This window comes from Amycolatopsis orientalis DSM 40040 = KCTC 9412, assembly GCF_000478275.1.
Lineage (GTDB): Bacteria > Actinomycetota > Actinomycetes > Mycobacteriales > Pseudonocardiaceae > Amycolatopsis > Amycolatopsis orientalis.
Map to the genome: position 1 here is coordinate 51,413 of NZ_ASJB01000062.1, position 26,444 is coordinate 77,856.

Sequence of the window (26,444 nt, forward strand, 5' to 3'; positions counted from 1 at the left end):
TCCACCCCGTGAAACGGTTGCGAGAGTTGAACCTTGACAAGGATAGCCGAGATCTCGTGACCGATCAGTCCCGTTCCGGCGGGGGCGGTCGTCCGGCGGCCAGTTCGCGGAGCGCGCGGGGCCGGGTGATGGTGACGCGCTGGCGGGCGGTGCGCACCACGCCCAGGCGGCGCAGTTCGTCGAGGCCGCGGATCAGGGTGCTGCGCGAGACGCGCGCGAATCCGGCCAATTCTCCTTGGTTGAAGCGGAGTTCGACCTGTTTTTCGGCCGTCCAGTCGAGGTCGTGCTGGAGTGCCAGTTCCACGAGTACCGCGGCGAGCCGCTGCGGGAAATCCGGTCCGCCGGATTCGAGCCGCAGGCGGTCGGACTGCTGCAGCCGGATCGCCGCGGTACGGAAGATCTCCTCGGCGATCCGCGGCCATTCGCGCAGTACGCCGAGCAATCTCTCCCTCGGCACGATGAGCGTGTGCACCTCGTCGATCGCCGACATCGTCGCGGAGCGGGGGAGCCCGCTGATCGGGGCGAGTTCGCCGACGATCTCCGCGGGACCGCGGGCGGCCAGTGGCGCGTCTTCGCCGCGATAGTTCGTGGCGCTGATCTTCACCCAACCGCGCAGGACGACGAACATACCGGCCGGCGCGCTGCCCTGGAGGGCGAGGATCTGGCCGGGACGCCAGACCTTCAGATGACCCGCGGCCCGGAGCGCGGCCTGCTCGCCCACCGTGAGCCGTCGCCAGGTCCCGGGTTCTCCCGGCTCGCCGTCGGAGGAACCGGTCATCCCGGCGCTGCCGCTTCCACGGGAATCGGATCGGCGCTCTGTTCCATTTGACGCATCAGCAACTCCCCCGACTCGTCACCATGGTCAGTGGGCAGAACGACCCGGAAGTTTCGCACCGCAACAAGTAATTGTGCCAGGCACGGGGTGAGTTCACCAGGCCTCGGGCCGGCGACGGGGGAGGATGTCATGCGCAGTGCCGAAAGTGTCATGGGACCGCCGAAGGATCATGGCCGGCCGTACACCGGGTCGGATCCGCTGACCCCCAAGGCGTTCGGGCGAAGACCGGCGTTCTTCGCGCCGCATCCGCCGCTGATGTCCGGCGGGTGGTACCAGGGCGCCGATCACGAGGTCGTCGGCCCGGGGCGGTATCCGGTTCCCCGTCCGCCCGTCAAATCCGTCAAGGCCGCCTTGCTGTGGACACTTTTCCTGGGCCCCTTGGGGTTCTGCTACGTGTCACCCGTCGGCGGGCTGGTCGCGACGGCCGTGTCGGTCACGGCGATCACCTTCGGGGGAGCCTCGGTGCTCGCCGTGATCTGGCCGGTCGCGATGGTGCTCTCGCTGGCGGCCCTGCCCCGGCGGTCCGAAGAGAGGGAATGAGCGTCCGGCCGGTTCCGGCCGGATGAGCCGGGTGGGGGCCGCTCAAGGGGGGCGGCCCCCACCGCGGGCTTCTTCCGCCCGGGTCGGGTCGTGCCACCATCCGAAAGTCGTGTCCTCTTGCTCCGATCATGCAGCCCACCGTCCGAACTCTTGAACCCGAGCAGCCCACTATGTTTACATCTGCTCGATAGCCGCGCCAAAGGTGCAGTTTCGAACACATTCGAACGGGTTCAACGCAGTTCCTGGAGGGCTCCGTGCGCCGTCGTACCCTGCTGAAGGCCGCTGGTGCGGCTTCCGCCTTCACCTTGCTCCCGGCGAGTGTCCGGCAGGCGCTCGCCGCCGACGCGCCGACGGGCGGACTCGACGTCATCGAGCACGTCGTCGTCTTCATGCAGGAGAACCGGTCGTTCGACCATTATCTGGGCACGCTGCGCGGGGTCCGGGGGTTCGGCGATCCGGCGGCGATCAAGCTGCCTTCCGGGGCTTCGGTCTTCCAGCAGCCCGACGGTACGGGCACCTTGCTTCCCTACGCGATCGACGACCAGTTCATGGCCGACGTCGACCACAGCTGGTCCGGCGGGCACCGGGCGTGGAACAAGGGCCGTCACGACGGGTGGCGCGCGGCCAAGGGCGTGCGTTCGCTGACCTATCACACGCGATCCGCGCTGCGGTTCTATCACGAGCTGGCCGACGCCTTCACCGTCTGCGACGCCTACCACTGCTCGGAAATGGGCCCCACCAACCCGAACCGGATGTACCTGTTCACCGGCAAACTCGGGTACGAGCCGGACGGTGTCACCCGGGCGATCGGCAACGCGGCCTGGCAGAACCCCGGGCACACCGGCTACACGTGGAAGACCTACGCCGAGCGGCTGCAGACCGCGGGCCGCAGCTGGCGGGTTTATCAGGAATGGGACAACTACGGCGACAATTCGCTGGACTACTTCAGCGATTTCCTGGCCGTCGGCACCAAGGCGCTGTCGAAGGTGAAGGACTCCGCGGGCAAGGCCTTCCCGAAACTGGAGTACTTCTACTACGCGTTGGATTCGGCGTCGTCCACGGAACGGACCCGCCTGCTCGACGGACTGGCGGCGGGGGTCGCGACCCTGTCCGCGGACGAGCGCGCCCTCTACGACCGCGGCCTGGCCAGGGTCGCGCCGAAGCAACTGCTGAGCACCTTCAAAAGCGACGTCGACACGGGCAAACTGCCGTCGGTGTCCTGGATCGTCGCCCCGGAGGCGCAGACCGAACATCCCGCGTGGGGCCCCAACACCGGCGCCGATCTGGTCAAGGGAATCCTCGACACCATCGCCTCCCGGCCCGACGTGTGGAACAAGACGCTGTTCCTGCTGACCTACGACGAGGACGGCGGCTTCTTCGACCACATGCCGCCGCCCGCGCCACCCGCGTCCGACTCGGAGGGCAAGAGTTCCGTCGCCACGACCGACGAATTCGTCTCCGTCGAGCCGATCGGGCTGGGCGTGCGCGTGCCGATGTTCGTCATCTCGCCGTGGAGCCGGGGCGGGAAGGTGTGCTCGGAGGTCTTCGACCACACCTCCGTGCTGCGGTTCCTGGAGCGGTGGAGTGGCGTCGCCGAACCGAACATCTCGCCGTGGCGGCGCACCGTCTGCGGTGATCTGACGTCGGCGCTGGACACCACGGCGCCGAACGCCACCTACCCGGCGCTGACCAAACCGGTGCCGACGAGCGGACCGTGGAACACCCAGCCGCAACCGCCGTCCGTGCAGAAGGCGCCCGTGCCGGAAACCGGGGTCCGGACGGCGCGGCCGTTGCCGTATCAGCTGACGGTGTCGGGGCGCGTGACGGCCGAGCGGTTCTGGATCGACTTCGCCAACACCGGAACCGCCGGCGCGCATTTCTACGTCTACGCCACCGCGTACCGGACCGACGGGCCGTGGCGCTACACCGTCGGCGCCGGGGCGACCCTCTCGGATTACTGGCAGGCGGGCACCCCGGAAGGCGCGTACGACCTCACCGCCCACGGCCCCAACGGTTTCCTGCGGCGGTTCGCGGGCAACCGGCTCACCGCGACCACCGCGGGCAAACCGAATCCGGAAGTCGTGCTGCGGCAGGGTTCCGGCGTCGTGTACCTGAAGATGACCAACACCGGCGGCGCCGCCTGCGAGCTGACCGTGCGCACCGGCAACCGGGGCGGCGGCCCGTGGACGTACTCGGTCGCGCCGGGCGTGACCGTCGAGGACTGGTTCAGCACCGAAGGCGGCATGAGCGGCTGGTACGACCTGACCGCCCAGGGGCCCGACGGTTTCCTGCGCCGCTTCGCGGGCCATGTCGAGACCGGCGCCGAGAGCGTCAGCGACCCGGTCATGGGCTCCGGACCGCTCCCGGCCACCGTCCGCTCGGCCGACAGCCAGGAGACCGTGGGCGAATCCGGTGCCGCCACGAACGCCGTCGACGGCGCGCCCGGCACCCTTTGGCACACCAAGTGGTCCGGCGGGGCGGATCCGCTGCCCCACGAACTCCAGCTCGATCTGGGCGCCACCCGCACCGTCACCGGCCTGACCTATCTCCCGCGCCAGGACGGCTCCGCGAACGGCCGCGTCGGCCGATACGAGGTCTACCTGAGCGCCGACGGTGTGGCTTGGGGAAGTCCGGTCGCCACCGGGACCTTCGCCGACGACGCCGTCCTGAAGACCCTGCGGTTCTGGCCGTCGCGGGCCCGCTACGTGCGTTTCCGCGCGCTCACCGAGGCGGGTGGACGTGGCCCGTGGACGTCCGCGGCGGAGGTCGTCCCCCTCGGCTGGTCCTGACCGCACGGGCGGAATTCGGCTCGCGGCGAAGGGCGCTTTCCCCTCATGGCATGCGGGGAAAGCGCCCTTCGCCGCGTGAGATGAGGGGAAAGGGCCCTTCAGCCCCCTCTCACCCGACGCCAGGTTGCGAGGGTGCGAGGTCAGACCTGGTCGTGAGTGGTGGGTGTCGTTCTGGTCAGGAGGCCTTCTGGTTCCGCTCGGTCGCGGACCAGCCGTCCTTGTCCCGCGCGAGGCCGTAATCGGCGCCGTAGAAGACACTCTTGGCGTTTTCGTCCCCGGCGAGGTGGTACTGCAGCCAGGCGGTGATCGCGCCGATGACGCGGTAACGGCTGTCGCCGTCGAGGAAGTGAGTGGCGCCCCTCGGCTGGCCGTATACGGCGGGAACCTGGTCGCAGGCGAGAAAACGGCTGTGTACGTAAAAAGAGGGCACGATGATGTCCGCTTGCCCGGACACGAAGAAGGCGGGACCGTGCAGTTTGTTCACGTTCCCCTGCGGGCCCGGCATGATCGGCAACGTGGTCTTCACGGACGGCTCGGACCATCGCCACCAGGCTCAGTGGCACCACCAGTCACAGCGGTAGCGCGTGAAGGCCCCCTTCGCTCGGCTCAGCCGAGGAAACTCGACCTTCACACCTTCCCCGGTACATGATGGCCCCCTTCCTTGCGCCAGGCGCAAGGAAGGGGGCCATCATGTACTTCACCGCGAGCAAAGCCGCAGGCCACGAGTGGTACCCAAGTGAGGGACGGGTAGAACCGTCATTACCACTCACGAGGATTTACGCCCAGGTGACGGGCAGGGCGTGGACGCCGTAGATGTTCATGTCGGTCTTGAGCCGCACCTCGTCGGCGGGCACGGCGAGTTCGAGGGTCGGGAAACGCCGGAGCAGCCCCTCGAAACCCGCGCGCATCTCGATCCGCGCCAGCTGCTGGCCGAGGCACTGGTGGATACCGTGACCGAACGACAGGAGACCGCGGGCGTTGCGGCGGATGTCCAGGGTGTCGGGGTTCTCGAACCGCCGCGGATCGTGGTTGGCGGCCAGCAGCGAGACGATGACGGTCGATCCCTCGCGGATCGTTTCGCCGCCGAGTTCGAGGTCTTCCGTGGCGTAGCGGAAGAAGATGTCGGCGACGGACAGGTAGCGAAGGAGTTCCTCGACGGCGCCGGGCAGCAGTTCCGCGTCGGCGCGCAGTTCGGCCAGCTGCTCGGGGTGTTCGAGGAGTGCGAAGGTGCCCAGCGCGAGCATGTTCGCGGTGGTCTCGTGACCGGCGAGCAGCAGGAGGAAGGCGGCGCCCGCCAGCTCCTCGATGGTGAGGTCGTCGTGCTTGCCGAGGTCGGACAGGATGTCGTCGCCGGGTGTCTCGCGTTTGCGCGTGACCAGTTCGGTGAGGAAGGTGTTCATCCCGATGAACGCGGCCATCTTCTCCTCCAGCGTCTGGTCCCTGACCATGAGCTGCGCGGAGTTGGCCTGGAACTTCTCCCGGTCCTCGTAGGGGACACCGAGCAGTTCGCAGATCACCAGCGACGGCACCGGCAGCGCGAACTCCTTGACCAGGTCGACCGGCGGGACGAGGCGGGCCATCGCGTCCAGCTGCCGCTCGGTGATCTCGACGATGTGCTCTTCCAGCTGTTTCATCCGTTTCACGGTGAAGGCGCCGGTGAGCCGCTTCCGCAGCCGTCCGTGGTCCGGCGGGTCCATCGCGATGAACATGCCCGGCATCGGCGGGGAAGGTTCGGTCGGCGCGGGCATCCCCGGCGTCTCGTAGGGCATGTGGAGGATGCCGATGTCCTGGCGGGAGCTGAACCGGGTGTCGGCCATCATCTGCCGGACCTCGTCGTAACCGGTGACGAGCCAGCCCTCGTGACCGTCGGGGAAGACCATCGGACTCACCGGGCGGGCGTCGCGCAGCCGGGTGATCTCGCGCGGCGGGTCGAAGGGACCCGCGTCACGCAGCATCGGGAGGCCCTGCGGGACGGGAACCGTCTGAGTCATCGGGTTTCCTTTCGTGGTGGTTGTGCCGACCACCCTCGCCGCCGGGCCTGACATCCGGCTGACACGGCACTGACACCGGCGCCGCGGAATCCGTGTCAGTGGCGTGGCGGGAGCGTGTCAGCCAGGCCGCCCACAGTGGCTCCCATGACAGAAACAGCGATCGCGGTCTCCGGGCTACGGAAGACCTTCGGTGACAAGGTCGTGCTCGACGGCATCGATCTCGACGTCCCGGCGGGCACCATTTTCTCCCTGCTCGGCCCGAACGGGGCGGGCAAGACGACGACGGTGAACCTGCTGACCACCTTGACGCGGGCCGACGGCGGGACGGCGAGGGTCGCCGGGCACGACCTGGTGAGCGAGGCCAAGGCGGTGCGCGCGGCGATCGGGGTCACCGGCCAGTTCGCGGCGGTGGACGAACTCCTGACCGGCCAGGAGAACCTGCGGCTGATGGTGGACCTGAGCCGGGGTTCCGCCGGTGGCGACAGGGTCGTCGACGAGCTGCTGGAACGCTTCGACCTGGTGGAATCCGCGCGGAAACCGGCGTCGACCTACTCCGGGGGCATGCGCCGGAAACTGGATCTGGCGATGACGCTCGTCGGCGGTCCGCGGATCATCTTCCTCGACGAGCCGACCACGGGACTGGACCCGCGCAGCCGTCGCACGATGTGGTCGATCATCCGCGAGCTGGTGGCCGACGGCGTCACCATCTTCCTCACCACCCAGTACCTCGAGGAAGCCGACCAGCTCGCCGACCGGATCGCGGTACTCGACCAGGGCCACCTGGTCGCCGAGGGCACTCCCGGCGAACTCAAGCGCCGGATGCCGGGCACGCACGTCCGGCTCCGGTTCACCACCGTCGCCGAACTCGACGCGGCGGCGCGGATCTTCCCCGGCGCCAGCCGGGACGACGAGACGCTGACCCTGCGGGTCCCCAGCGACACCGGGACGAAATCCCTGCGGGCGCTGCTGGACCGGCTCGACGAGTACGCGATCGCCGCCGACGAGTTCTCCGTCCACACCCCTGATCTCGATGACGTTTTCCTCGCCCTGACGGGCCACGACACGGAGGCCGCACTGTGAGCACCACGATCATGAGCACCAGCACCGCCCGCACCGGGACCACGCGGGCGAAGTCCCCTTCCGTGGTGATGTTGCGCCGCAACTTCAAGCACCTCACCCGCAATCCGACCTCGGTGTTCAACGCCGTCCTCATGCCGGTCGTGATGATGCTGATGTTCGTCTACGTGTTCGGAGACGCGTTCAGCGTCGGCGTCGACTACATCGACTACGCGACGCCGGGCTTGATGCTGATGGCCGTCTGCTACGGCCTCGGTGCCACCGCGACGGCGGTCAACTCCGACATGACGAAGGGCATCATCAACCGCTTCAAGGTCATGGACGTCTCCCGCGGCGCGGTGCTGACCGGGCATGTGGTGGCCAGTGTGCTGACCAACCTGGTCGCCATCGTGGCGCTCGTCGGGGTGGCCTTCCTGCTGGGTTTCGCGCCGGCGGCGGGTTTCCTCGACTGGCTCGGCGTGGCCGGGATCGTCGTGCTGCTCGGTTTCGCCGCGGGCTGGCTCACGGTCGCGCTGGGATTGGCGGCGAAGTCCCCGGAAACCGCGGGAATGGCCTCCGTGCCGTTGGTCATGCTGCCGTTCTTCAGCAGCGCGATCGTGCCTGCCGAGAAGATGGGCCCCGGCCTCCGGGAGTTCGCGGAGTACCAGCCCTTCACGCCGATCATCGAGACCCTGCGCGGGCTGCTCAACGGCGCACCCGCCGCCGGCGACGTGATCCCGGCCCTCGGGTGGATCGCCGGGATCGCGCTCGCCGGGTACCTGTGGGCGTCCTCGACGTTCAAGAAGCGAGCGTGACCTCGACCAGCTGTTTCCAATCCGCTTGGGTGCCTTCCCGCGCCGCCTCCGCGAACTTCGCTTCGCCGAGGCGGCGCAGCACTGTCCGCTCGATCCTGGCCACGTCCGGACGGGAACGATCCGGCAGCCCGCGCAGTTCGTCCGCCGCCGCGAGCAGGCGCGCGGCCTGCTCGGGCTCGTCGCGGCGCAGCGCCTGGTCCGCGACCCCGACGATCATGTGGGCGATCAGGGGCACGTGCTGCGCCTCGGCCGCCGCCTGGCAGGCCGCTTCGCGGTGCTTGCGCGCCTCCTCGAGATCGTCCGCGAGGTAGGCCAGCAGGTCGTGGGTGATGGCACGGACGTGCCCGAGTTCCGCTTCCTCGCCCATCACGCTCGCCGCGAGGGCGAGCTGCCGGGACGCCTCCTCGGCTTCGCCGCGCCAGTGGGCGAGTTCCGCCCGCGAAAGGGCCAGCATGCCCAGCGCGTCCGGCCAGGTGACCCGATCGACGTGGCGCAGCGCTTCGGCGGTGGAGGCGGCGCTGGCGTCCTCGTCACCCAGCAGCCAGTACAGCTGGGCCTGCCGCGACCGCAGCCGGATGAGGTCTTCGACGGCACCGACCTCGGTCACGACCGTGATCGCCTGTTCGTAGTAGTCGCACGCGAGCGCGAACTCGCCGCGCATGGCCATCCGGTCCGCCAGCTCGGTGAGGGCGAACGAGATCCCGAACCGTTCGCCGATCGCCCGGAACTCGGCGAGCGCCTGCTCGAGATGGATCTCCGCCTCCGGTCCGGGGTGGCCGAGCACGATCCGCATCTTGCCGAGGTGCAGCCGGGCCAGTGCGCGCACCCAGGGGTCCGCGTCCTCGAGCACCGGTTCCCACGCGGACAGGAAGTCCGCCCCCTCCAGCATGCGGACCAGCGGCACGACGAGCCCCGTCAGCGGATGGGCCGACTCGCTGAGCCTGCTCAGCCGGTACGACTCGTGGATCCACTTCGCCGCGGTGTGCTCGTCGGCGAAACCCGAGCTCACGAACAGCGAGACGAGCCCGTACACCACGGCCGCGACCGCGTCCGGCGACTCGCCTGGCGTCGCGACGGCCGCCCTGACCAGCTCCATGCCTTCGCCCCGGTGGCCGCTGAGCCACCAGTACCAGCCGGAGGCCGCCGCGAGCCGCATCGCCTCGGGCGCCTCACCCGCCGCGAGCGCGCCGCGCATCGCCGAACCGATGTTGTCGTGCTCGGAGTTGAGCTTGGCGAGCCATTCCAGCTGTTCCGCGCGGCGGAGCATGGGCTCCGCGGCCTCGGCGAGTTCGGTGAAATACGTGAGATGCGCGTGGCGCGCCAGTTCCGATTCCCCCGCTTCGGCGAGCCGCTGCGCCGCGTACTCCTTGATCGTGCCGAGCATCCGGTAGCGCGGTGCCTCGTCGCCCGCGGCGACCAGCAGCGACTTCTCGGTCAGCGCGGTGAGCAGTTCGAGGACCTCGTACTGCTCGACGGCCTCGCTGACGCACACCCGCTCGGCCGCTTCCAGACTCGCGCCGCCCGAGAAGACCGAAAGCCGGCACAGGACCGTCCGCTCGGCCTCGGACAGCAGCTCCCAGCTCCAGTCGACCATCGCGCGCAACGTCCGGTGCCGGGGCAGCGCCGTCCGGCTGCCGCCGGTCAGCAGGCGGAACCGGTCGTCGAGCCGGTTGGCGAGCTGGTCGATGGACATGGTGCGCAGCCGGGCCGCGGCCAGTTCGATCGCCAGCGGCATCCCGTCCAGTACCCGGCAGACGCGCGCCATCGTCGACAGCGTGCCCTCGTCGGCCACGAAATCCTTGCGCACCACGCGCGCCCTGTCGCGCAGCAGCCGGACGGCGGGGGAGGACTCGATCTCGCCGGGGGACGCGTGCTTGTCCGGCAGGGCCAACGGAACGACGTGCCACAGGGCTTCCCCGGTGATGCCGAGCGGTTCCCGGCTCGTCGCCAGGATCCGCAGTCGGCGGCATTCCCCGAGCACCCGGTGGGCGAAGGCCGCGGCCGATTCGATCACGTGCTCGCAGTTGTCCAGGATCAGCAGGACTTCGCGGTCGCGGATCGCGGCGATGACCCGGTCGGTCGGTTCGGCGCCGGTCGAGTCGCCGAGCAGCGCGTCCCGCAGGCTGAGCGCGGCGAGGGTCGCTTGCGCGATGTTGTTCCCACCCTTGTCGTCACCGTCCGGGCCGAGGGGGGCGAGTTCGACCAGCCAGGCCCCGTCCGGCAGGTCGCCTAACAGGGTGCGGGCGGTCTCGGTGGCGAGCCTGGTCTTTCCCGAACCGCCCGGCCCGATCAGCGTGGTGAGCCGGTGCTCGGCGACGAGATCGCGGACCGCGGCGACATCGTCGTCCTTGCCGACGAAACTGGTCAGTTCGGCGCGCACATTGGTCTTGCGGTTCTCCTCGCGTCGTCCCAGTTCTCCACGCAGCAGCGCGACGTGCACCGCGGACAGCTCCGGCGAGGGATCGACGCCCAGCGCGTCGGCCAGTGCCTCCCTCGTGCGCTGGTAGACGAGCAGCGCCTCGGTGTCGCGGCCGGTCGCGGCGAGGGCGCGCATCAGCGCGGCGACGAGCCGCTCGCGCATCGGATGCGCGGCCACCAGGTCGGTCAGCTCCGTGACCAGGCCCGCGCCGTGGCCGAGGTCGAGTTCCGCGTCGAACCGGTCCTCCATGGCCGTCAGGCGCAGCCCTTCGAGCCGGGTGACCGCCGCGTCGAACGCGCCGCTGTCCGGCAGGCCGACGTCCTGCATGGCCGCGCCACGCCAGAGGGCGAGCGCCTCACGCAGCCGTCGCGGCCCCTCGTCGCCGCGGGCCTGCCCGACGAGCCGTTCGAACCGCACCGCGTCGACGTCGTCGGGCGCCACTTTCAGCCGGTAGCCGTCCGTCTGGCCCTCGACGACGCCGTCCGGAAGCACCTTCCGCAGGCGGGAAACCAAGCGCTGCAAGGCATTCGTCGCGTCGGCCGGTGGCTGTTCACCCCAGATCCAGTCGACGAGCGTCGCCTTCGGGACCACCCGGCCCGGTTCGAGCGCGAGGGCGATCAGCAACCCGCGCAGCCGGGCGCCCGGCACGTCGGCGAGGCCACCGTCGTCCGTGCGAACCTCGAAGGGGCCCAGCATCCCGATCTGCATTGGGCCGATTTTGCCACGATGATCGGCCGGTCCTACGACTTACCGCTGATCCTGGCCGAACCGACCGAGGCCGCGGTGATCGCCCTGGCCGCGGTCTGGGTCGACGAACCGGAGTTCAGGCTGGTCAGCGACGTCCGGTCGAGGGCGTGCACGACGAATTCGTAGGTGTTCACCGTCGAGGGCGAGCAGGGGCCCTGGTAGCCGTAGAGGCTCGCGCTCCCGCGGTAGTAGACCTGCCTGGCTCCCGCGGGCACCGATGGGCGGTAGGCGTGCTGGACGTTCTGGGGGAGCGACGTCGTGCTCACCGGGATGTCGTAGATGACCCAGTGGATGAGGTTGGAGTTGTCGAGGTCGCGCATGACGATCGCGTAGCTCTTTGCGTCGGCGGGGGCGCCTGACCAGGCCAGTGGCGGGGACTCGTTCCGCTTGGCCGGATCGTTCCCGCCGCCGCTGGTGCACTCGTGGACCTTGGGGATGACGCCGCCGTCGGCGAAAGCGGTGCTGGACAAGGTGAACGCGCTTTGCCCTGCCGACGCGGCAGGGGAAAGGGCGGTGGCGCCGAGGACGAACAAGGCGCAGAGCACGATTTTTCTCACTGGAGGCTCCCGACGATACTTCGGTCCGTGGGGCGATGGGTGCGCGCGCTGGACTTCAGCGTAGGGAACCCGGATTCCGGCGGCTAGCGCACTTTCCGGGGGTAACAAGGTGAATTCGCCGGTCCCGTGGCTCGTGAGTGGTAATGACGGTTAGAACCGTCATTACCACTCACGAGCCACGAGGGTGTTCAGAACGTGAGGGGAGCGCGAGGGTCACTCGGGGTGAGGGGTGTGTGGAAATAGGGACACTGAACGTCTCTATTTCCACACACCCTCGCATCGCCGGTCCCGTGGCTGTGTCCTGAAGGACCCCTTTGAGACGGTGAACGTCGCAAAGGGGTCCTTCAGGACGCCCTCCGCTTGCCGGGGCCATCGCTCCTGGGCGATTTGGAACACCTCGCCGAATCCCCCATCGCAGGTCGGCAGTAGGTACGGAAGGGTCTCGGGTCGAGGGGAGCGCGAGTGTCACTCGGGGTGAGCCGGTCCAGTTCTCGTGAGTGGTAATGACGGTTCTAACCCTCATTACCACTCACGAGAACTGGACTGAGGGCGTCAGGGGCGTACGAGGACGGAGAAGTAGATCGGCTTGCTGGCGGGGAACAGTTCCCGGTCCTGTTCGTCGACCATCTTCCAGAAGACCTTGCAGTCCACCGGCGCGGTCGGTGGGGTGCTCACGGTCACCGTCACCTGCACGTGGCCTTGCGGGGCGGTGTCGTTGACGGGGATCCGTTCCGGGGTGCGGCAGGCGCCGGGCGCGACCGGGAGGTCCGTGCGCCGCAGGTACCGCTTCCGCCACTCGACCGTGCCGGTGTTCTTGATCTCCCACACCTTCACGAACTGGCTGCCCGGCTTGACCACGGTTTCGTCGGGGATCGTCACGTCGCTGACGAACCGGCTGGAGTCGCCGGGATGCGGTGGCCCGGCCACGTCGTCACCGCCCGGCGCCACCAGGATCACGACGACGGCGGCGATCGCGGCGACGAGGACGAGGGCCAGCGGAACCAGCACGCGTTTGGACCGCCATCGCGACCGGACGGGCGCGGGCGCGGGGTCCGGCTCGCGGTCGCCGGAGAGGACGAGCTGGACGCCCTGCCATCGGGCGTGCCATTCCTCTTCGTCACCATCGCAGGCGCGGACGAACTCGCGCACGGTCTCCCACGGCTGCAGCCGTCTGCCGGTGACGGTGAGGTGCAGTGTCGCGTGGGACACCGCGCCGGACTTCGCGGCCATCTTCCGGAAGGACGGCTCCCCGGCCCGCGTCCGGAGCTTCCGGAGCTCGGCCATGAACGCTTCCAGCTCCGGTGCCCGTTCTCCCGTTCGCGGTCCCGGCACGCTCCCCCTCGCGATCGTGTCCAACGTGACAACGTTCTTCGTCACTCTGCGCGGCCGCGTAAGCATATCGCGAACCGCGTCCCGATCGCCGCGCCGACCAGCGGATTCGGCCGGGCGACGCGGCTGTCAAACGCTGTCAACCTGCGCTTTTGACGTCAGACGTTCCGTACAGGCGGTTCCGGACGCCCCCTCGGCCGGGCCAGTGTCGACCACGAGCTGTTCACCGGGAGCAGCACCGAGAGAAGGAGCAGTCATGCGCAAGGTGGCAACCGCCGCGATGTTCACCGCTCTGTCCGGAGCCGCGCTCATGGGGGCGACGGCGGGACAGCCCGCGGTGGCCGCGCCGTCGGTCAACATGGAGGCCGTGGTCAAGGCCGCCATGTGGGATCCGTACAAGGCCGACCAGTCGATCACGCCGGGTTCCGGTCCGAGCGTCAAGGTGGTCGAGGAAGCGCTGGCGGCGAAGAACCTGCTCGACAAGAAGCAGGTCGACGGTCACTTCGGCACTTCGACGGTGACCGCGTACAAGAAGTACCAGAAGTCACTGGGACACAGCGGCCTGGCCGCGAGCGGTCTGCCCGGCAAGGGTTCGCTGACCGAACTGGGCAAGGGCCGCTACACCGTGTCGGCGCCGATCGGCGTCGGTGCGAAGACCAGCCTGGACGGCAAGACGGTGAACAAGCGCACCGCCGACATGATCGCGGCCGCGGAGAAGAAGGCCGGGGTCAAGTTCACCGTCACCCAGGGTTCGTACAACGCCGGCGGCGTCGGAGCCTCGGGTGGCACGCACGACGGCGGCGGTGCGGTCGACATCTCGGTGAGCAACCTGTCCGACAAGACCGCGGCGGTGAAGGCGCTGCGTGAGGTCGGGTTCGCGGCTTGGCACCGGACCCCGAGCCAGGGGAACTGGGCGGAGCACATCCACGGTATCGCGATCAGCGACACCGACATGTCGCCGCAGGCGCAGGCGCAGGCCGGTGACTACTTCGAGGGGCGCAACGGCCTGGCGAACCACGCCAAGGACGACGGTCCTCAGGTGAAGAAGGTGACCTGGGAGGAGTTCAAGCGCGGATGACCGCGGTGACCCGGGCGGGGCGGGCGGCTTCGGCCGTCCGCCCGCTCGCGCCGGGTGATCGCGAGCCTCAGCGCTCTCGACGCCGTTGTGGTGCTCCTCGCCGGCGGGTGCGAACCACGCCGATCCACAACAGCACCGACACCAGCGCGCTGGGCACCACGATCAGATAGACGGGCCACGCGCGGAATCCCGACACCCACAGCATCGTCGCCAGGCCGAGGGTGATGAACGTCCACGCCATCGCGAGGGTGTTGCCCCGTTGCCTCCAGCGGACGATGACGCCCCGCATCCCCGCTGCTCTTCTCACACCGCTCGGCTGGTCCACGTCGCCTGGGTACCCGTTCTTCGCCTGGTCAACCCAAGAAAATCAGCCGCGGAGGTAGCCGGTGATCATCGCGACGAGTTCGTTCTCCAGCCGGGTCGTGTCGATGGAGGCGGGCGCGGCGATGAGCTGATGCACGGTCAGCTCCACGGTCGACGCCACGAGCCGGGCCGCGGTGTCCTTGTCCTCGACGTGGACCTCGGGGTGAGCGTGGAGCAGATCGCGCAGATCGGCGATCATCTCCCATTCCAGCCTGGTGACCCGCGCCAGTACCTCGCCGGAGCGGGGTGCCTGCTCGATCATGATCCGCAGCAGCTGCGGATCGTCGAGGTGGTTGTCGATCACCACGCGCACGAACTCCCGGACGATGGTCTCCAGCGATTCCGGCGATTCCTTGTAGCGGCGGAGGGTCGCGGTGGCCCGGTCGCCGTCGAGATGGCGGGTCAGCAGCTCGGCCAGGATCGCGTCCTTGTTCGGGTAGTACTGGTACAGCGAGCCGATCGAGATCCGCGCCCGTTCGGCGATGCGGTTCGTGGTCCCCGCGGCGTACCCGTACTCGGCGAAAATGTGAGCAGCGGCGGTGAGGATGCGCTGCCGGGTCAGCTCGGCCCGGACCTGACGCGGTCGTTTACGTGGCTGAAGCCGTCGTTGCTCCGACGTCATGACACCCCCTGCGAAGCGGCCCGAAAGCGAGTAGCCAGCGGACTGAACAATTGCTCATAATTATGGCATGACCAGCAGTTATCTCGTCCGTGACCGGCGTCCGCGCCGCCTCTCCTTCGACGAGGTGCGTGCCCGGCTCGGCGAGCCCGAGGCCATGATCAAGGCCAAGGTCCACGACCGCCTCGACCGGCACAGCCACCGCTTCATCGCCCATTCCCCGTTCCTGGTGACGGCCACGGCGGACGCGACCGGCCTGCCCGACTGCTCACCGCGCGGCGACTACCCGGGCTTCGCCAAGGTGCTCGACGAACGCACGCTCGCGATCCCGGACCGGCCGGGCAACAAACTCGCCGACACCTTCCGCAACCTGGCCGAGAACGACGGGATCGGGCTGATGTTCGTGGTCCCCGGCGTGCGGGAAGTGTTGCGGGTCAACGGCCGCGCGTATCCGACCGACGAACCGGACGTGCTCGCCAGGATGCGGACCGAGGGCAAGGACGCGGAACTCGCGATCATCGTTGACGTGGCGGAGGTCTTCTTCCACTGTGGACGCGCGCTGATCCGGTCCCGGCTCTGGGATCCCGCGAGTCAGGCGCTGGCGGAGGAGTTGCCCTCCGTCGGCGAGATCGCCACCGACCAGATGGGGCTCGACGTCGAGCCGTCGGTGCTGGAGGCCATGCTCGAAGCCGGCTACCGGCAGTTGTACTGAGGGGAACCCGATGATGCAGCGAACGATTCTCGACCACGTGGAGCCGGTCGCCGAGGGCGCCGTCTCGCTCGTCCTGCGTGGTGCCGAAGGCCCGCTGGCCCCCTGGGAGCCGGGAGCGCACGTCGACCTGGCGCTGCCGAACTGGCTGACGCGGCAGTATTCGCTGTGCGGTGACCCGGCCGATCGTGAGAGCTATCGGGTCGCCGTCCGGTACGACCCGCTCAGCCGGGGCGGCTCGGATTACGTCCACCTCTTCCTGCGCACGGGCCGCACCCTCGAAGTCTCCTTGCCGCGCAACAACTTCCCCTTGCTGCCCGCGCCGGAGTACCTGTTCCTCGCCGGCGGGATCGGCATCACGCCTCTCGTGCCGATGCTGGCGGAGGCCGTCGGGGCGGGAGCGTCGGCGAGGCTGGTGTACGTGGGCAGGTCGGCGGCCACCATGCCGTTCGCCGCCCACCTGGAGGCCGCCTACGGCGACCGGCTGCGTGTCTACGCCACCGACGACGACGGCAGGCCCGATTTCGCCGCGTTGGCGGCCGGACTCGGCCCGGGGGCGCTCGTGTACTGCTGTGGCCCCACCTCGATGCTCGACGCGGCCGAGGCGGCGTTCCCCGCGTCGCGGCTGCACGTCGAGCGGTTCCGCCCCGTCGCCAAGGAGTTCGGTCCCGGCGAACCGTTCGACGTACGGTGTGTCCGATCAGGACGGACGGTGCAGGTCGCCGCGGAAGAGTCCATGTTGGACGCGTTGAACCACGCGGGGTTTCCGATTCCGTCCGGTTGCCGCGAAGGGGTGTGCGGCAGCTGCGAGATCGCGGTCGTCGGCGGTGAGCCCGAGCACCGCGACGACATCGGCGCACCACCAGGACGCATGTACTGCTGCGTTTCGCGTGCGTCGTCGTCCACTCTCGAGGTTGACCTCTGACCGGGCGGAGATCGACGTTTCGAATTGCCGGGGGCAGGCGGCGGTGTAACCCTGGAGGTACCGAACGACACCACCACCACGAAGTACAGGAGTCGTTATGACCACCACCGAAATGCCCGCTGTCCACGAATGCACCGTCAGTGGCTGTTCCTACAACCACGACGGGTGTCACGCTTTCGCCATCACGGTCGGCGGGGGCAACGGATCGGCCGATTGCGGCACCTTCGTCCCGCTCAACACCAAGGGCGGTCTCGATCGGGTGACCGCGCAGGTGGGCGCCTGTTCCCGTACCGACTGCCGCCACAATTCGGCGCTGGAGTGCACCGCGTCGAGTGTGCGGGTGGGCCCCGGCGAAGGTGACCACGCTGCCAACTGTCTGACTTACGCTCCGTAACGTGTCGACGGAGCTGAAGGACGCTTTCCCCGCATAAGATGCGAGGAAAGCGTCCTTCACCGCGTGAGATGCGGGGAAAGGGCCCTTCAGCTCCCGATCGCCCACGTCTGGAGTGCGGAACCGGTATCGGCCCGTTGCGTCACGGCCGCTCCGTCCGAAGTGGACGCCGTGGTCAACAGCAGGCCGGAGCGCACGCTCGTGAGCTTGTACAGTCCGGTGGACTGCTTCGCCGCGGTCCACCGCTGGTTGGCGCCACCGGTGCACGTCCACTGGATGACGCGCGCACCCGCGGCGGTGGACCCGCCCTCGACGTCGGCGCACAGCTTCGAATGCACGTTCGTCAGGGTGTAGGAACCGTCGGACTGCCTGGCGAACAGCCACTTCTGGTTGTCGCCCGCGTTCGGCGCCCAGGTGATCAAGGGTGTGCCCGCCGAGGTGGACGAGTCCGGGTCGTCGAGGTTCTTGCCGGACGCGGCCAGGGTGTGGATCCCGTCGAGGGTGCCCGCGCCGAGGTCGGTGAACTTCAGCGTCTGCTCGGCCGCGGTCCGGCCGCCGCCGACGGCGTTTCCGGTGGTGTCGGTCCATGACCGCAGCGGGGTGGTCTCCGCCAGTCGCGACGTCTTGCCGGAGAGGCCGAGCACGAGCCCGCTGTAGCGGTTCACCAGCCGGAAGGTCCCGGCGTCCACAGTGGACGGGATGACGAACCACTGCTGGCCCACGGTCGACGACGAGGTCACGGTGGGTTTCGCACCCCATGCCCGGCCCGCCTGCACGGCGTCGACGCCGAGGAACTGGCCCGTCGCGGCGTTGGTGACGCGGTACGAGCCGTCGCCGTTCGCGGAGAACTGCCACGCCTCGCGGCCGGAGCCGGTCGCCGCCGCGACGGACGTCGCCTCGGTTCCGGTTCCCTGCGCGAGAACCCGGCCGTCGCCGAGACCGATGCGGTACTTGCGGGAAGTGTCCACAGGGGACGGTGCCGGTGCGGACGACGTGATGGTCTGCGTGGTGTACTCGCCGCCCGCGCCGCCGGAGCACGCCACCGCGCAGTACGACCGGAACTGCTTGCCGATGATGGTGGAGTTCGTCTTGTTCGCGGCGTCGACGAACCAGCGGTACCAGGACTGGTTGGTGTAGCCGCCGGTGTCGCCGATCAGCCGCCATTTCTGGGTCGACAGGTCATCGGTCGCGTAATAGCGCTGCGGGACGACGCTGTCGACGGCCTCCGGTGCCCCGATGTAGAGGCCCAGATGCGCGTTGTAGGCGATGTTCATGATGAACAGATCGGATTTCCGCGGCAGCTGGCCCGCTTCGATCTGCTGGGTGACGTTGCCGGTGTTGGCGGGGTCGTAGTCGTCCGCGACAGGGGTGTAGCCGGTGTCGCCCGCCGAAACCACGGGCACCATGTTGCTCTCGCGGCCGCCGACGCCGGGCTGGCTCCAGCCGCCGTCGAACCACTTCTGCCACGAGCCGGTCGCCATCTTGCCCGAGATCGGCGCGCGGGCGACGTGGGCCAGCCCGGTCATCGGGCCGCCCGCGCCCGCCTTCGGCACGATGCGCGAGCCGTAGTAGACGTAGAAGTAGCCGGAAGCGGTGTCGACGAACAGGCGCGGGTCGCCGTCGCCATAGTCGAACGTCTGGTGCGGGAAGGCCGAGGTGTCCCCGCGTTTCGTGCTGTAGTGCGAGGTGATCGCGTGGTCCTTGACGGCCCAGGTCCGGCCCTGGTCCTTCGACACCGCCCAGTCGATCGCGTCGTAGTGGGAGAACGAATACGCGCCGAACGGCTCGGGGGTGAACTCGTTGTGGATCAGGCCGTACCAGTCGCCGGTGTCGGGATCCACCCAGACGCCGACGAGGTCGCAGAAATTGCGCTGCGAGTAGCCGGATCCGGCGGGCGGATAGGTGGATTCCTTGCCGGTGGGGCTGTTGTTGCACCGCCAGGTCGTGTCGTCGTTGCGGTCGGCGGGGTTGGCCGGGTTCACCGCGTCGCTGATCGCGTTCTTGGTGAAACCATCGAAATCGCGGCCGCTGTAGAAGTCCCATTCGCGCGGCTGGTCGGCGCCGTAGAGGGCGGCCGCCTGCTGGAAGTAGAAGGTGCCGTCCTTGTCGATGTAGGAACTGGCAGGCGTGTCGGTGGTCGGGCTGAACGACTTCTTGGCGTCGACAGTGACGGTGTACGTCGCGTCCGGCGGCGCGGCGTCGGACGACGCCGGTGCCACCATGGTCGCCGCCACGGCCAACGCCGCGGCGCCGAGAAGAGGCAGGGTCCGCATGACTCTCTCCCAAGGGTGACCCGCACCACAGTTGGCGGGGCGGTCGCCGATGTTATGAACGTTACTGCACGTAAGTCAACGCGTTCGCTCAACTTCGCGCGTTGTTCATGCACTTAATGCGCGGAAAGTCCAAGTGGTGCCGTGCGAAGTCCAAGCTCAGCCGGACTCGTCCGTCGGCACCAGCGGCGGGTCGTCGGGGGAGGGGATCCGCGAACTCCAGCCACCGGGGACGGCCTGGGCACGTGAGTCGCGAAAACGGCCGGGGGAGACGCCGACCCGGCGGGTGAAAAGCCTGCTGAAGTAGGCGGCGTCCTCGTAACCGATCGCCTGGGCCACCTCCTGCACCGGCATCCGCGTGGTGGCCAGCAGCTCCTTCGCGCGATTCAGGCGAAGTGTCAGGAGGTGATCCTTCAGCCCCGATTCGGTACTCCGGCGCACCGCCGCGCGCAGTTCGGGCAGGGTCATCCCGCGGCGGGCCGCGATCTCCGCGACGCTGATCGGCAGCAGCGCGTCCCGCGCCAGTGCCTCCAGCAGGGAACCGCCGCTGGGCGTGCTGTCGGCGCGGGCCCGCCGCAGCGCCACCAGCAGGTGGTGCACGGCCGCCGAGGCGTCGACCTGGGCCAGCGGGCTGCCGCCCCGCGCGCAGCGCACGATCCGGTTCACGATGTCACGGACCGGCACGACGTCGCTCAGCGCCACCACCGGCGCGCCGGGCGTGACATAGCCGAGCTCCACATAGGACTCGACGGCACTGCCGTCGAAATCGACGAAGCATTCTTCCCAGCCCTGCACGGGATCGGGCGCGTAATGGTGCGCGACGCCGGGGACGAGCCACAGCAGTGCGGGCGCGACGACCTCCTGCCGTTCCCCGCCTGCCACCGCGAACCAGCCGCGGCCCTTGGTCACCACGACGGCCACGTAGTGGTCGAGCACGCGTGGTCCCACGGCGGGAAGGACGCCGTGCTGGAGTCCGACCCCCAGGCACACCAGGCCCAGCCGTCGGTGCACGGCGGACGGTGTGAAGTACCGCATCCAGGTCCGGTAACCCATGTCCGCATCTTCGCGCAGGGATCCGCCCGCGGCCCGCCGGGCCGCCGGAAACTCCCTTTGGATCTTGTTTCACGGCGAAATCCTCAGCCGTGCTCCGCCTTCCGGGTCGCCGATGGAAATTCAGGTATATGTGGAAGGGACGGCGTTGCCGGGGAGGACGGCACGCTGATTCCGCAAGGGGGAAATCGATGTACGACACACGTATCGCCATTGATCGACTCAGTCCGGCCGCCAAGCCGAAGATCAGAATCCTGTTCTACACGGATTTCGTCGGTTTCACCGGGAACAATGGCTTCGCACTGGGCATTCTCCGTGATCTGATCTTGGGGAACCAGCCGTTCTTCGCGGAGTTCGAAGTCGATTTGATCAACCGGCACGACGGAGACCAGGCCGCCAACAAGCTCACCGCCGACCTGCTCGGCCGGTACCAGCAGGTGTGGTTCTTCGGGGTGCGGCTGTGCGATCTGCCGAATGAGCCGGAGAACGAACTCGTGGACGCCGAGGTCGCGGCATTGCGGTCCTGGATGGACGCCGGCGGCGGTGTCCTCGTCTGCGGCGACCATTCCAATCCGCGTCCGGTGGAGGCGGACCCGTCGTTGCCCGATTACCTGAATCTGGGGCGCGCGCTGGGTCATCGCATTCCGCGCGCGGGTGAATTGCGGGAATGGAACGACCGCCCGGATTCGAGTATCGAATTCAGCCACAACACCCATCAGCCCGACCCGTGGGGCAGCGACGTCAACATGCCCATCCCGAACGATCTCGACCCTTATCCGCAGGAACTGATCCTGCGCAGATGGGGCGGCAGGCCGCACGCGTTGTTCCAGGGCAGACGCGGTCCGATCACCGTCTTCCCGGACCACATGCACGAAGGCCAGCTGCTCATTCCCGAGCGGTATCCGGCGGAGGTGTGGCCGTCGGGCCGCGCAGGGCAGCCGAAACCCGAGATCGTCGCGCGCGGCACCGACAAGCGCGACGGCCAGGTCTACGGCGTGACCAGCGCGTACGACGGGGCGGCGGCCGGGGTCGGGCGGATCGTCGCGGATGCCACCTGGCACCACTACTTCGACCTCAACCTGTGGGGTTTCCAGAAGGGTGGCGAGGTGCTCGGCAGGCTCACCGAGTACTACGTGAACCTCACGCTGTGGCTGACGCCGAAGCCGGTCAAGCAGGAGGTCAACGCGCAGTTGCTGTACTGGCTGTCGCACAGCATGAGCGTCCGCGCGGTGCTGCCGGAGGGCTTCCGGGTACCGGGGATCACCGCGGCGGGCCTGGTCCGCGAGGTCGGCGGGCAGGGTGTGCTCGACGATCTCGTCTGGCCGCTGGAAGGGACACCGGCGGTGCCCGAGGAACTGCTGCTCGGCGCTGTCGTCAAGGAGTCCGTCGCCGCGCTGGACGGTGGGGACGCCGAGTCGTTCGACAGCGTCGGCGTCGTCGAGCGGGGCCTGCGCGCCGGGGCCGGGGAGTACGCCGCCGAACTGCGGGCGGCGCTCGGCGAGCTGGACGGCCTGGACGAGTTCATCTCGCAGGGCCTCCGCTGATCGATCGAACGGCGGCCCTGGCGCATCCGGTGTGTCAGGGCCGCCGTTCCGCGCGTTCTCCGGCCGGTTCGAGGCCGAGCGCGAGGTGCAGCTGACGCGCCCACCAGTGGATCTGGGCGGCCGGATCGTCCGCCGCCTCGCCCGTGAACCCGGCGCTGCGCCGGAAGTCGCTTCCGTACAGAGCCTCCATCGCCATCGCCTGGTGCAGGGCCGCGACCGCGAGCCGGGTGTCGTCGATCGGGCTGCCGGGTGGCCGGAGTCCGTGGAGGGCGTCGACGAGCGGGGCGAGCATGCCGCTGCCCGGGTCGCGCCAGCCCGCCGCGTGCAACGCCACCGCCAGCTCGCCGAAGCCGCCTTGGTACAGGGAGTGCAGCGCCTCGACGAGTTCGAGCAGGTCGGCGTCGTGGTCCAGCCAGCCGGCGAGGAGTTCGCGGAGCGCGTCCCGAAGACGACGGCCCCCGTGCCGGAGGAGTTCGGCGAGCAGCTTCTCGCGATTGCCGAAGTGGTGCGCGACGCCGGCGTCGGTCATGCCGACCCGCGCGGCCACCGCGCGCATCTGGACGGCGGCCACCCCGGATTCGGCGAGCAGCGAAGCCGCGGCGTCGAGGATCTGACGGCGAGCCTCCTCGGGCGTCCGCCGTGCTCGGGGTGTCGTCACGATCGGCATCCTACCTTGAGGCGCCAAGGTGCCTGCGCTACCTTGACATCTCAAGGTAGTGGCGACGGAAGGGTTCCCCATGACTCGATCAGCGACGGCCGAAGTCAGTCTCGACCTGGGCGAAGTCACCCTGCGGGGCACGGTGACCGGCGCCGGCCCGACGATCCTGCTGCTCCACGCGGGCGGGGAACGCCGCGACGTCTGGGTGCCGGTCGCCGCGGTGCTGGCCCGGCACGGGCTCCGGACGGTGGCCTTCGACCTGCGCGGCCACGGCGAAAGCTCCGGCCGGGCGACCACCCTCCGCGTCCTCGCCGATGACGTCGTCGCGATGATCGGCCGCGAACCGGCGCCGATCGTCCTCGTGGGCGCCTCGATCGGCGGACTGGCCGCCATCGCCGCCCTCGCGGATCCGGCCGTCGCGGCACGCGTGGCCGGTGTCGTGCTCGTCGACGTCGTCCCGGACCCCGCTCCGGCCCGGGCGCGCTCGTGGCTCGACTTCCATGGCCTCGGCGACCGCTACACCCATCTCGTGGAGGACGTCCTCGGTTCGGGGCCGGCCCTGCTCGCGACGGCCGGGGCGCTGGACCTGCCGATCCTGGTCGTGCACGCCGGGCGGGATTCGCCGCTCAGCGACTCCGACGTGCGCCGCCTGCGCGCGGCCAACCGCCGGGTCACCGTCGCCCACATCCCGGCCGCCGGGCATCTCGTGGCCAGGGACGCGCCGGAGGAACTCGCGAAGCTGGTGCTGGAGCACGCGGCGTTGTGGCAGGGTCACACTGGGTCGCGCAGCTAGGTCGGCGCTTGAGGTACGTGTGACCTGAGGCACGAGCCTCGCGGGACCCCGATCGTGACCGCCAGTGACACATCATGGCCGCCCGTGATCGACAACGCCGATGACCAGGCGTGTGACCACCGGGTTGTCGCCGCCCCGAGTTCGTCACTCTACCGGTCGGTAACCTACCGTTGGCCTATTGAGAACCACGTAAGGGCCGGGATCGGCGCGCTGCTTACACTGCTGGGCATGACCTACAGCGAACCAGCACCGGCCGCGGACAGCCGCACGCGTTCGCTGGCGTCCGCGTCCTCCTCGGCCGTCCTGGCAATGGGGATCACGATTTACGGATGCGGACAGGACGAGGCCGCCTTGTTCCGGGAGATGGCACCCCGTTTCGGTGTGCTGCCCACCATCGTGGACGCGCCGGTATCCGAGGCCAATATCGATCTGGTGGCCGGAAACCGGTGCATCAGTGTGGGTCACAAGAATCGAATCACGAACTCCACGCTTCGCGCGCTCAGCGAGGCGGGCGTGGTGTATGTCTCCACGAGGAGCATCGGGTTCAACCATATCGACGTGGACTACGCCGCGAGCGTCGGTATCACCGTCGGAAACGTCTCCTATTCGCCGGACAGTGTCGCCGACTTCACGTTGATGCTGATGCTGATGGCGATCCGGAACGCGAAATCCATCATCCGCAGGGCGGATGTGCACGACTACCGGCTGCAGGACGTACGCGGGAAAGAACTGCGCGATCTGACGGTCGGCGTGATCGGCACCGGGCGCATCGGCGTCGCTGTCCTCCAACGACTTCGAGGCTTCGGCTGCGAGGTGCTGGCCTACGACAAGTACCCCCAGGCCGACGCCGATTACGTTGCCCTCGACGAATTGCTGCGGCGGAGCGACATCGTCACGCTCCATGCCCCACTCGACGCGGATACCCACCATCTCCTCGATCGTCACAAGATCGAGGAGATGAAGCACGGCGCGTTCGTCATCAACACGGGACGCGGTGCGCTGATCGAAACCGAGGCCCTCATCGCGGCCTTGGACAGCGGCAAACTGGGCGGTGCGGCGCTCGATGTCGTCGAAGGAGAGGAAGGGATTTTCTACGCCGACTGCAGCGACAAGGCCATCGACAGCAAGCCGTTGCTGCGGTTGCAGGAGCTGCCGAACGTGCTCATCAGTCCGCATACCGCCTATTACACGGATCACGCACTGAGTGACACCGTTGAAAACTCTATCGTCAATTGCCTGAAATTTGAAAGCGGGAAACAGCATGGGTAGGTTGAAACTCGGCATCATCTTCGGGGGAACTGGCGAAGAGCACCCTATCTCCGTCAAATCCGCGCGTGAGGTGGCGAACAGCCTCGACATCGAAAAGTACGAGCCGTACTACATCGGTATCACCCTGAACGGCGAATGGAAGCTCTGCGACGGCCCGAGCGCGGACTGGGAGTCCGGCAACTGCCGCCCCGTCATCGTGTCGCCGGACCGGAGCGCGCACGGCCTGCTGGTCCTCGACGAGGGCAAGTACGAAACGATCGCCCTCGACGTGGTGCTGCCGGTCCTGCACGGCAAGTTCGGCGAAGACGGCGCGATGCAGGGCCTGCTGGAACTCTCCGGCATCCCCTACGTGGGCTGCGACGTCCAGAGCTCCGCCCTGTGCATGGACAAGTCCCTCACCTACACCGTCGTCCGGAGCGCGGGCATCGCCACGCCGAACTTCTGGATCGTCACCGCGGACAACGACGTCGATCCCGACGAGCTCACCTACCCCGTCTTCGTGAAGCCGGCCCGTTCCGGTTCGTCCTTCGGTGTCAGCAAGGTGACCAGCAAGGAAGAACTGGCGGCGGCACTGGAAACCGCGCGCGAGTTCGACTCGAAGGTGCTGATCGAAGAAACCGTCATCGGCAGTGAGATCGGCTGCTCCATCCTGGGCAACGACGGGGATCTGCTGGCCGGCGAGGTGGACCGCGTCGCGCTGACCCACGGCTTCTTCAAGATCCACCAGGAAGAGAGCCCTGAGACCGGCTCCGAGAACTCGACGTTCATCGTGCCCGCCGACATCCCGGCGGAGTCGCGCACGCTCGTCCAGGAGACGGCGAAGGTCATCTACCGCACCCTGGGCTGCCGGGGCCTCGCGCGCGTGGACCTCTTCCTCAAGGAAGACGGCAGCGTCGTGCTCAACGAGGTCAACACCCTGCCCGGCCTGACCTCGTACAGCCGTTACCCGCGGATGATGGCCGCCGCCGGTATCCCGCTCGGCGACTTGATCGACCGGCTGGTGACGTTGACCTTGGCGGGCCGTAACGGATGAAGGATGATTTCGTCTACGTAGACGAGGTCGTGCCCGGAATCCGCTGGGACGCCAAGTACGCCACCTGGGACAACTTCACCGGCAAGCCGGTGGACGGGTACCTCGTGAATCGGATCGTCGGCACCAAGGCGCTGTGCGCGGCCCTGGAAAAGGCGAGGGACAAGGCCGAGTCTCTCGGCTTCGGCCTGCTCCTCTGGGACGGTTACCGTCCTCAGCGTGCCGTGAACCGCTTCATGAGCTGGGCGGAAGAGCCCGAGGACGGCCGGAAGAAGTCCCGGCACTACCCGAACATCGACCGGCCCCAGATGTTCGAAAAGGGCTACGTGGCGACGAAGTCGGGGCACAGCCGGGGAAGCACGGTGGACCTGACGATCTACCACCTGGCCACCGGCGAACTCGCCCCGATGGGCGGCGACCACGACCTGATGGACGTCGTCTCGCATCATGGCGCCGAGGGGGTCACGCCGGAAGAGGCGAAGAACCGCCTGCACCTCCGCGCCATCATGGAGGACTGCGGCTTCAACTCGTACGAGTACGAGTGGTGGCACTACAACCTGAAGGACGAGCCTTACCCGGACACCTACTTCGACTTCCCGATCGAATAGGCGGTCGGTCCGGAGCAGAGGGCTGAAGGGCGCTTTCCCCGCATGCGATGCGGGGAAAG

General features: G+C 68.5%; 24 protein-coding genes. 13 read left to right on the forward strand and 11 right to left on the reverse strand.

Going from position 1 to position 26,444, the window contains the following annotated elements; genetic code table 11:
* Window positions 1-64 precede the first annotated feature (64 nt).
* The gene (locus tag L324_RS20765; protein WP_037310960.1) at window positions 65-778 is read right to left on the reverse strand and encodes a Crp/Fnr family transcriptional regulator; all 714 of its coding nucleotides are present in this window, start codon (window positions 776-778) and stop codon (window positions 65-67) included.
* Window positions 779-964: 186 nt separating this feature from the next.
* Here L324_RS20765 and L324_RS20770 point away from each other — a divergent pair, with 186 nt between their 5' ends.
* Both L324_RS20770 and L324_RS20775 read left to right on the forward strand, forming a co-directional pair.
* Entirely contained in the window at window positions 965-1,375 is a 411-nt protein-coding gene (locus tag L324_RS20770; RefSeq protein WP_037310963.1) for a hypothetical protein, read from the forward strand.
* 254 nt (window positions 1,376-1,629) lie between these two features.
* On the forward strand, window positions 1,630-4,164 hold the full coding sequence (locus tag L324_RS20775; RefSeq protein ID WP_037310965.1) for a phosphocholine-specific phospholipase C: 2,535 nt from the start codon (window positions 1,630-1,632) through the stop codon (window positions 4,162-4,164).
* Between the two features lie 175 nt (window positions 4,165-4,339).
* On the opposite strand, the gene L324_RS20780 is transcribed toward L324_RS20775, so the two are convergent.
* Window positions 4,340-4,690, reverse strand: a complete 351-nt coding sequence (locus L324_RS20780; RefSeq protein WP_051174005.1) for a hypothetical protein — start codon at window positions 4,688-4,690, stop codon at window positions 4,340-4,342.
* Window positions 4,691-4,940: 250 nt separating this feature from the next.
* Window positions 4,941-6,155, reverse strand: a complete 1,215-nt coding sequence (locus L324_RS20785) for a cytochrome P450 (RefSeq protein ID WP_037310968.1) — start codon at window positions 6,153-6,155, stop codon at window positions 4,941-4,943.
* Window positions 6,156-6,299: 144 nt separating this feature from the next.
* Between L324_RS20785 and L324_RS20790 the strand changes: the two genes are divergently transcribed.
* Window positions 6,300-7,235: a daunorubicin resistance protein DrrA family ABC transporter ATP-binding protein gene (locus tag L324_RS20790; protein ID WP_037310971.1), complete on the forward strand. Its 936-nt coding sequence runs from the start codon at window positions 6,300-6,302 to the stop codon at window positions 7,233-7,235.
* A gap of 68 nt (window positions 7,236-7,303) precedes the next feature.
* Window positions 7,304-8,026, forward strand: a complete 723-nt coding sequence (locus L324_RS20795; protein ID WP_037311289.1) for an ABC transporter permease — start codon at window positions 7,304-7,306, stop codon at window positions 8,024-8,026.
* Here the strand turns inward: L324_RS20795 and L324_RS20800 are convergent.
* The 3 genes from L324_RS20800 to L324_RS20810 form a co-directional block, all read right to left on the reverse strand.
* The gene (locus L324_RS20800) at window positions 8,010-11,153 is read right to left on the reverse strand and encodes an AfsR/SARP family transcriptional regulator (protein WP_037310974.1); all 3,144 of its coding nucleotides are present in this window, start codon (window positions 11,151-11,153) and stop codon (window positions 8,010-8,012) included. The two genes, L324_RS20795 and L324_RS20800, sit on opposite strands and share 17 nt — an antisense overlap.
* Before the next feature lie 32 nt (window positions 11,154-11,185).
* On the reverse strand, window positions 11,186-11,737 hold the full coding sequence (locus L324_RS20805; RefSeq protein WP_037310978.1) for a YbhB/YbcL family Raf kinase inhibitor-like protein: 552 nt from the start codon (window positions 11,735-11,737) through the stop codon (window positions 11,186-11,188).
* 564 nt (window positions 11,738-12,301) lie between these two features.
* A complete protein-coding gene (locus L324_RS20810) occupies window positions 12,302-13,033 on the reverse strand; it encodes an NBR1-Ig-like domain-containing protein (protein ID WP_235783597.1) in 732 nt (243 codons plus the stop codon).
* A 301-nt stretch (window positions 13,034-13,334) separates the two neighbouring features.
* Between L324_RS20810 and L324_RS20815 the strand changes: the two genes are divergently transcribed.
* A complete protein-coding gene (locus tag L324_RS20815) occupies window positions 13,335-14,156 on the forward strand; it encodes a peptidoglycan-binding domain-containing protein (RefSeq protein ID WP_037310983.1) in 822 nt (273 codons plus the stop codon).
* Between the two features lie 67 nt (window positions 14,157-14,223).
* Here L324_RS20815 and L324_RS20820 read toward each other — a convergent pair whose 3' ends face one another.
* Both L324_RS20820 and L324_RS20825 read right to left on the reverse strand, forming a co-directional pair.
* Window positions 14,224-14,445: a hypothetical protein gene (locus L324_RS20820; protein WP_037310985.1), complete on the reverse strand. Its 222-nt coding sequence runs from the start codon at window positions 14,443-14,445 to the stop codon at window positions 14,224-14,226.
* A 78-nt stretch (window positions 14,446-14,523) separates the two neighbouring features.
* Window positions 14,524-15,141, reverse strand: a complete 618-nt coding sequence (locus tag L324_RS20825) for a TetR/AcrR family transcriptional regulator (RefSeq protein WP_037310987.1) — start codon at window positions 15,139-15,141, stop codon at window positions 14,524-14,526.
* 67 nt (window positions 15,142-15,208) lie between these two features.
* On the opposite strand from L324_RS20825, the gene L324_RS20830 reads away from it, so the two are divergent.
* From L324_RS20830 to L324_RS20840, 3 genes are all read left to right on the forward strand, one after another.
* Window positions 15,209-15,850, forward strand: coding sequence for an MSMEG_1061 family FMN-dependent PPOX-type flavoprotein (locus L324_RS20830; protein ID WP_037310989.1), 642 nt, complete (start codon window positions 15,209-15,211; stop codon window positions 15,848-15,850).
* Window positions 15,851-15,863: 13 nt separating this feature from the next.
* Window positions 15,864-16,772, forward strand: a complete 909-nt coding sequence (locus tag L324_RS20835; protein ID WP_037311296.1) for a PDR/VanB family oxidoreductase — start codon at window positions 15,864-15,866, stop codon at window positions 16,770-16,772.
* A 97-nt stretch (window positions 16,773-16,869) separates the two neighbouring features.
* Window positions 16,870-17,166 (forward strand): DUF1540 domain-containing protein, encoded by a 297-nt coding sequence (locus tag L324_RS20840; protein WP_037310991.1) that lies wholly within the window; start codon window positions 16,870-16,872, stop codon window positions 17,164-17,166.
* Window positions 17,167-17,252: 86 nt separating this feature from the next.
* On the opposite strand, the gene L324_RS20845 is transcribed toward L324_RS20840, so the two are convergent.
* A complete protein-coding gene (locus tag L324_RS20845) occupies window positions 17,253-19,436 on the reverse strand; it encodes an RICIN domain-containing protein (protein ID WP_037310993.1) in 2,184 nt (727 codons plus the stop codon).
* Between the two features lie 156 nt (window positions 19,437-19,592).
* Window positions 19,593-20,486, reverse strand: coding sequence for a helix-turn-helix domain-containing protein (locus L324_RS20850; protein ID WP_037310995.1), 894 nt, complete (start codon window positions 20,484-20,486; stop codon window positions 19,593-19,595).
* Window positions 20,487-20,674: 188 nt separating this feature from the next.
* Here L324_RS20850 and L324_RS20855 point away from each other — a divergent pair, with 188 nt between their 5' ends.
* Window positions 20,675-22,027, forward strand: a complete 1,353-nt coding sequence (locus tag L324_RS20855; protein WP_037310998.1) for a hypothetical protein — start codon at window positions 20,675-20,677, stop codon at window positions 22,025-22,027.
* Between the two features lie 34 nt (window positions 22,028-22,061).
* Here the strand turns inward: L324_RS20855 and L324_RS20860 are convergent, their stop codons facing one another.
* A complete protein-coding gene (locus tag L324_RS20860; protein ID WP_235783598.1) occupies window positions 22,062-22,685 on the reverse strand; it encodes a TetR/AcrR family transcriptional regulator in 624 nt (207 codons plus the stop codon).
* Window positions 22,686-22,764: 79 nt separating this feature from the next.
* Here L324_RS20860 and L324_RS20865 point away from each other — a divergent pair, with 79 nt between their 5' ends.
* The 4 genes from L324_RS20865 to vanX all read left to right on the forward strand — a co-directional run bounded on the left by L324_RS20865 (window position 22,765) and on the right by vanX (window position 26,385).
* The gene (locus L324_RS20865) at window positions 22,765-23,478 is read left to right on the forward strand and encodes an alpha/beta fold hydrolase (protein WP_037310999.1); all 714 of its coding nucleotides are present in this window, start codon (window positions 22,765-22,767) and stop codon (window positions 23,476-23,478) included.
* 84 nt (window positions 23,479-23,562) lie between these two features.
* A complete protein-coding gene (vanH, locus tag L324_RS20870) occupies window positions 23,563-24,747 on the forward strand; it encodes a VanH-AOV family D-lactate dehydrogenase (protein WP_328286154.1) in 1,185 nt (394 codons plus the stop codon).
* Window positions 24,740-25,780: a D-alanine--(R)-lactate ligase gene (vanA, locus tag L324_RS20875; RefSeq protein ID WP_037311003.1), complete on the forward strand. Its 1,041-nt coding sequence runs from the start codon at window positions 24,740-24,742 to the stop codon at window positions 25,778-25,780. Before vanH ends, vanA begins: the two co-directional genes overlap by 8 nt.
* Window positions 25,777-26,385 carry a D-Ala-D-Ala dipeptidase VanX gene (gene vanX / locus L324_RS20880; RefSeq protein WP_037311005.1) on the forward strand — a complete coding sequence of 203 codons (609 nt, stop codon included), beginning with the start codon at window positions 25,777-25,779 and terminating at the stop codon, window positions 26,383-26,385. Before vanA ends, vanX begins: the two co-directional genes overlap by 4 nt.
* Window positions 26,386-26,444: the final 59 nt, after the last annotated feature.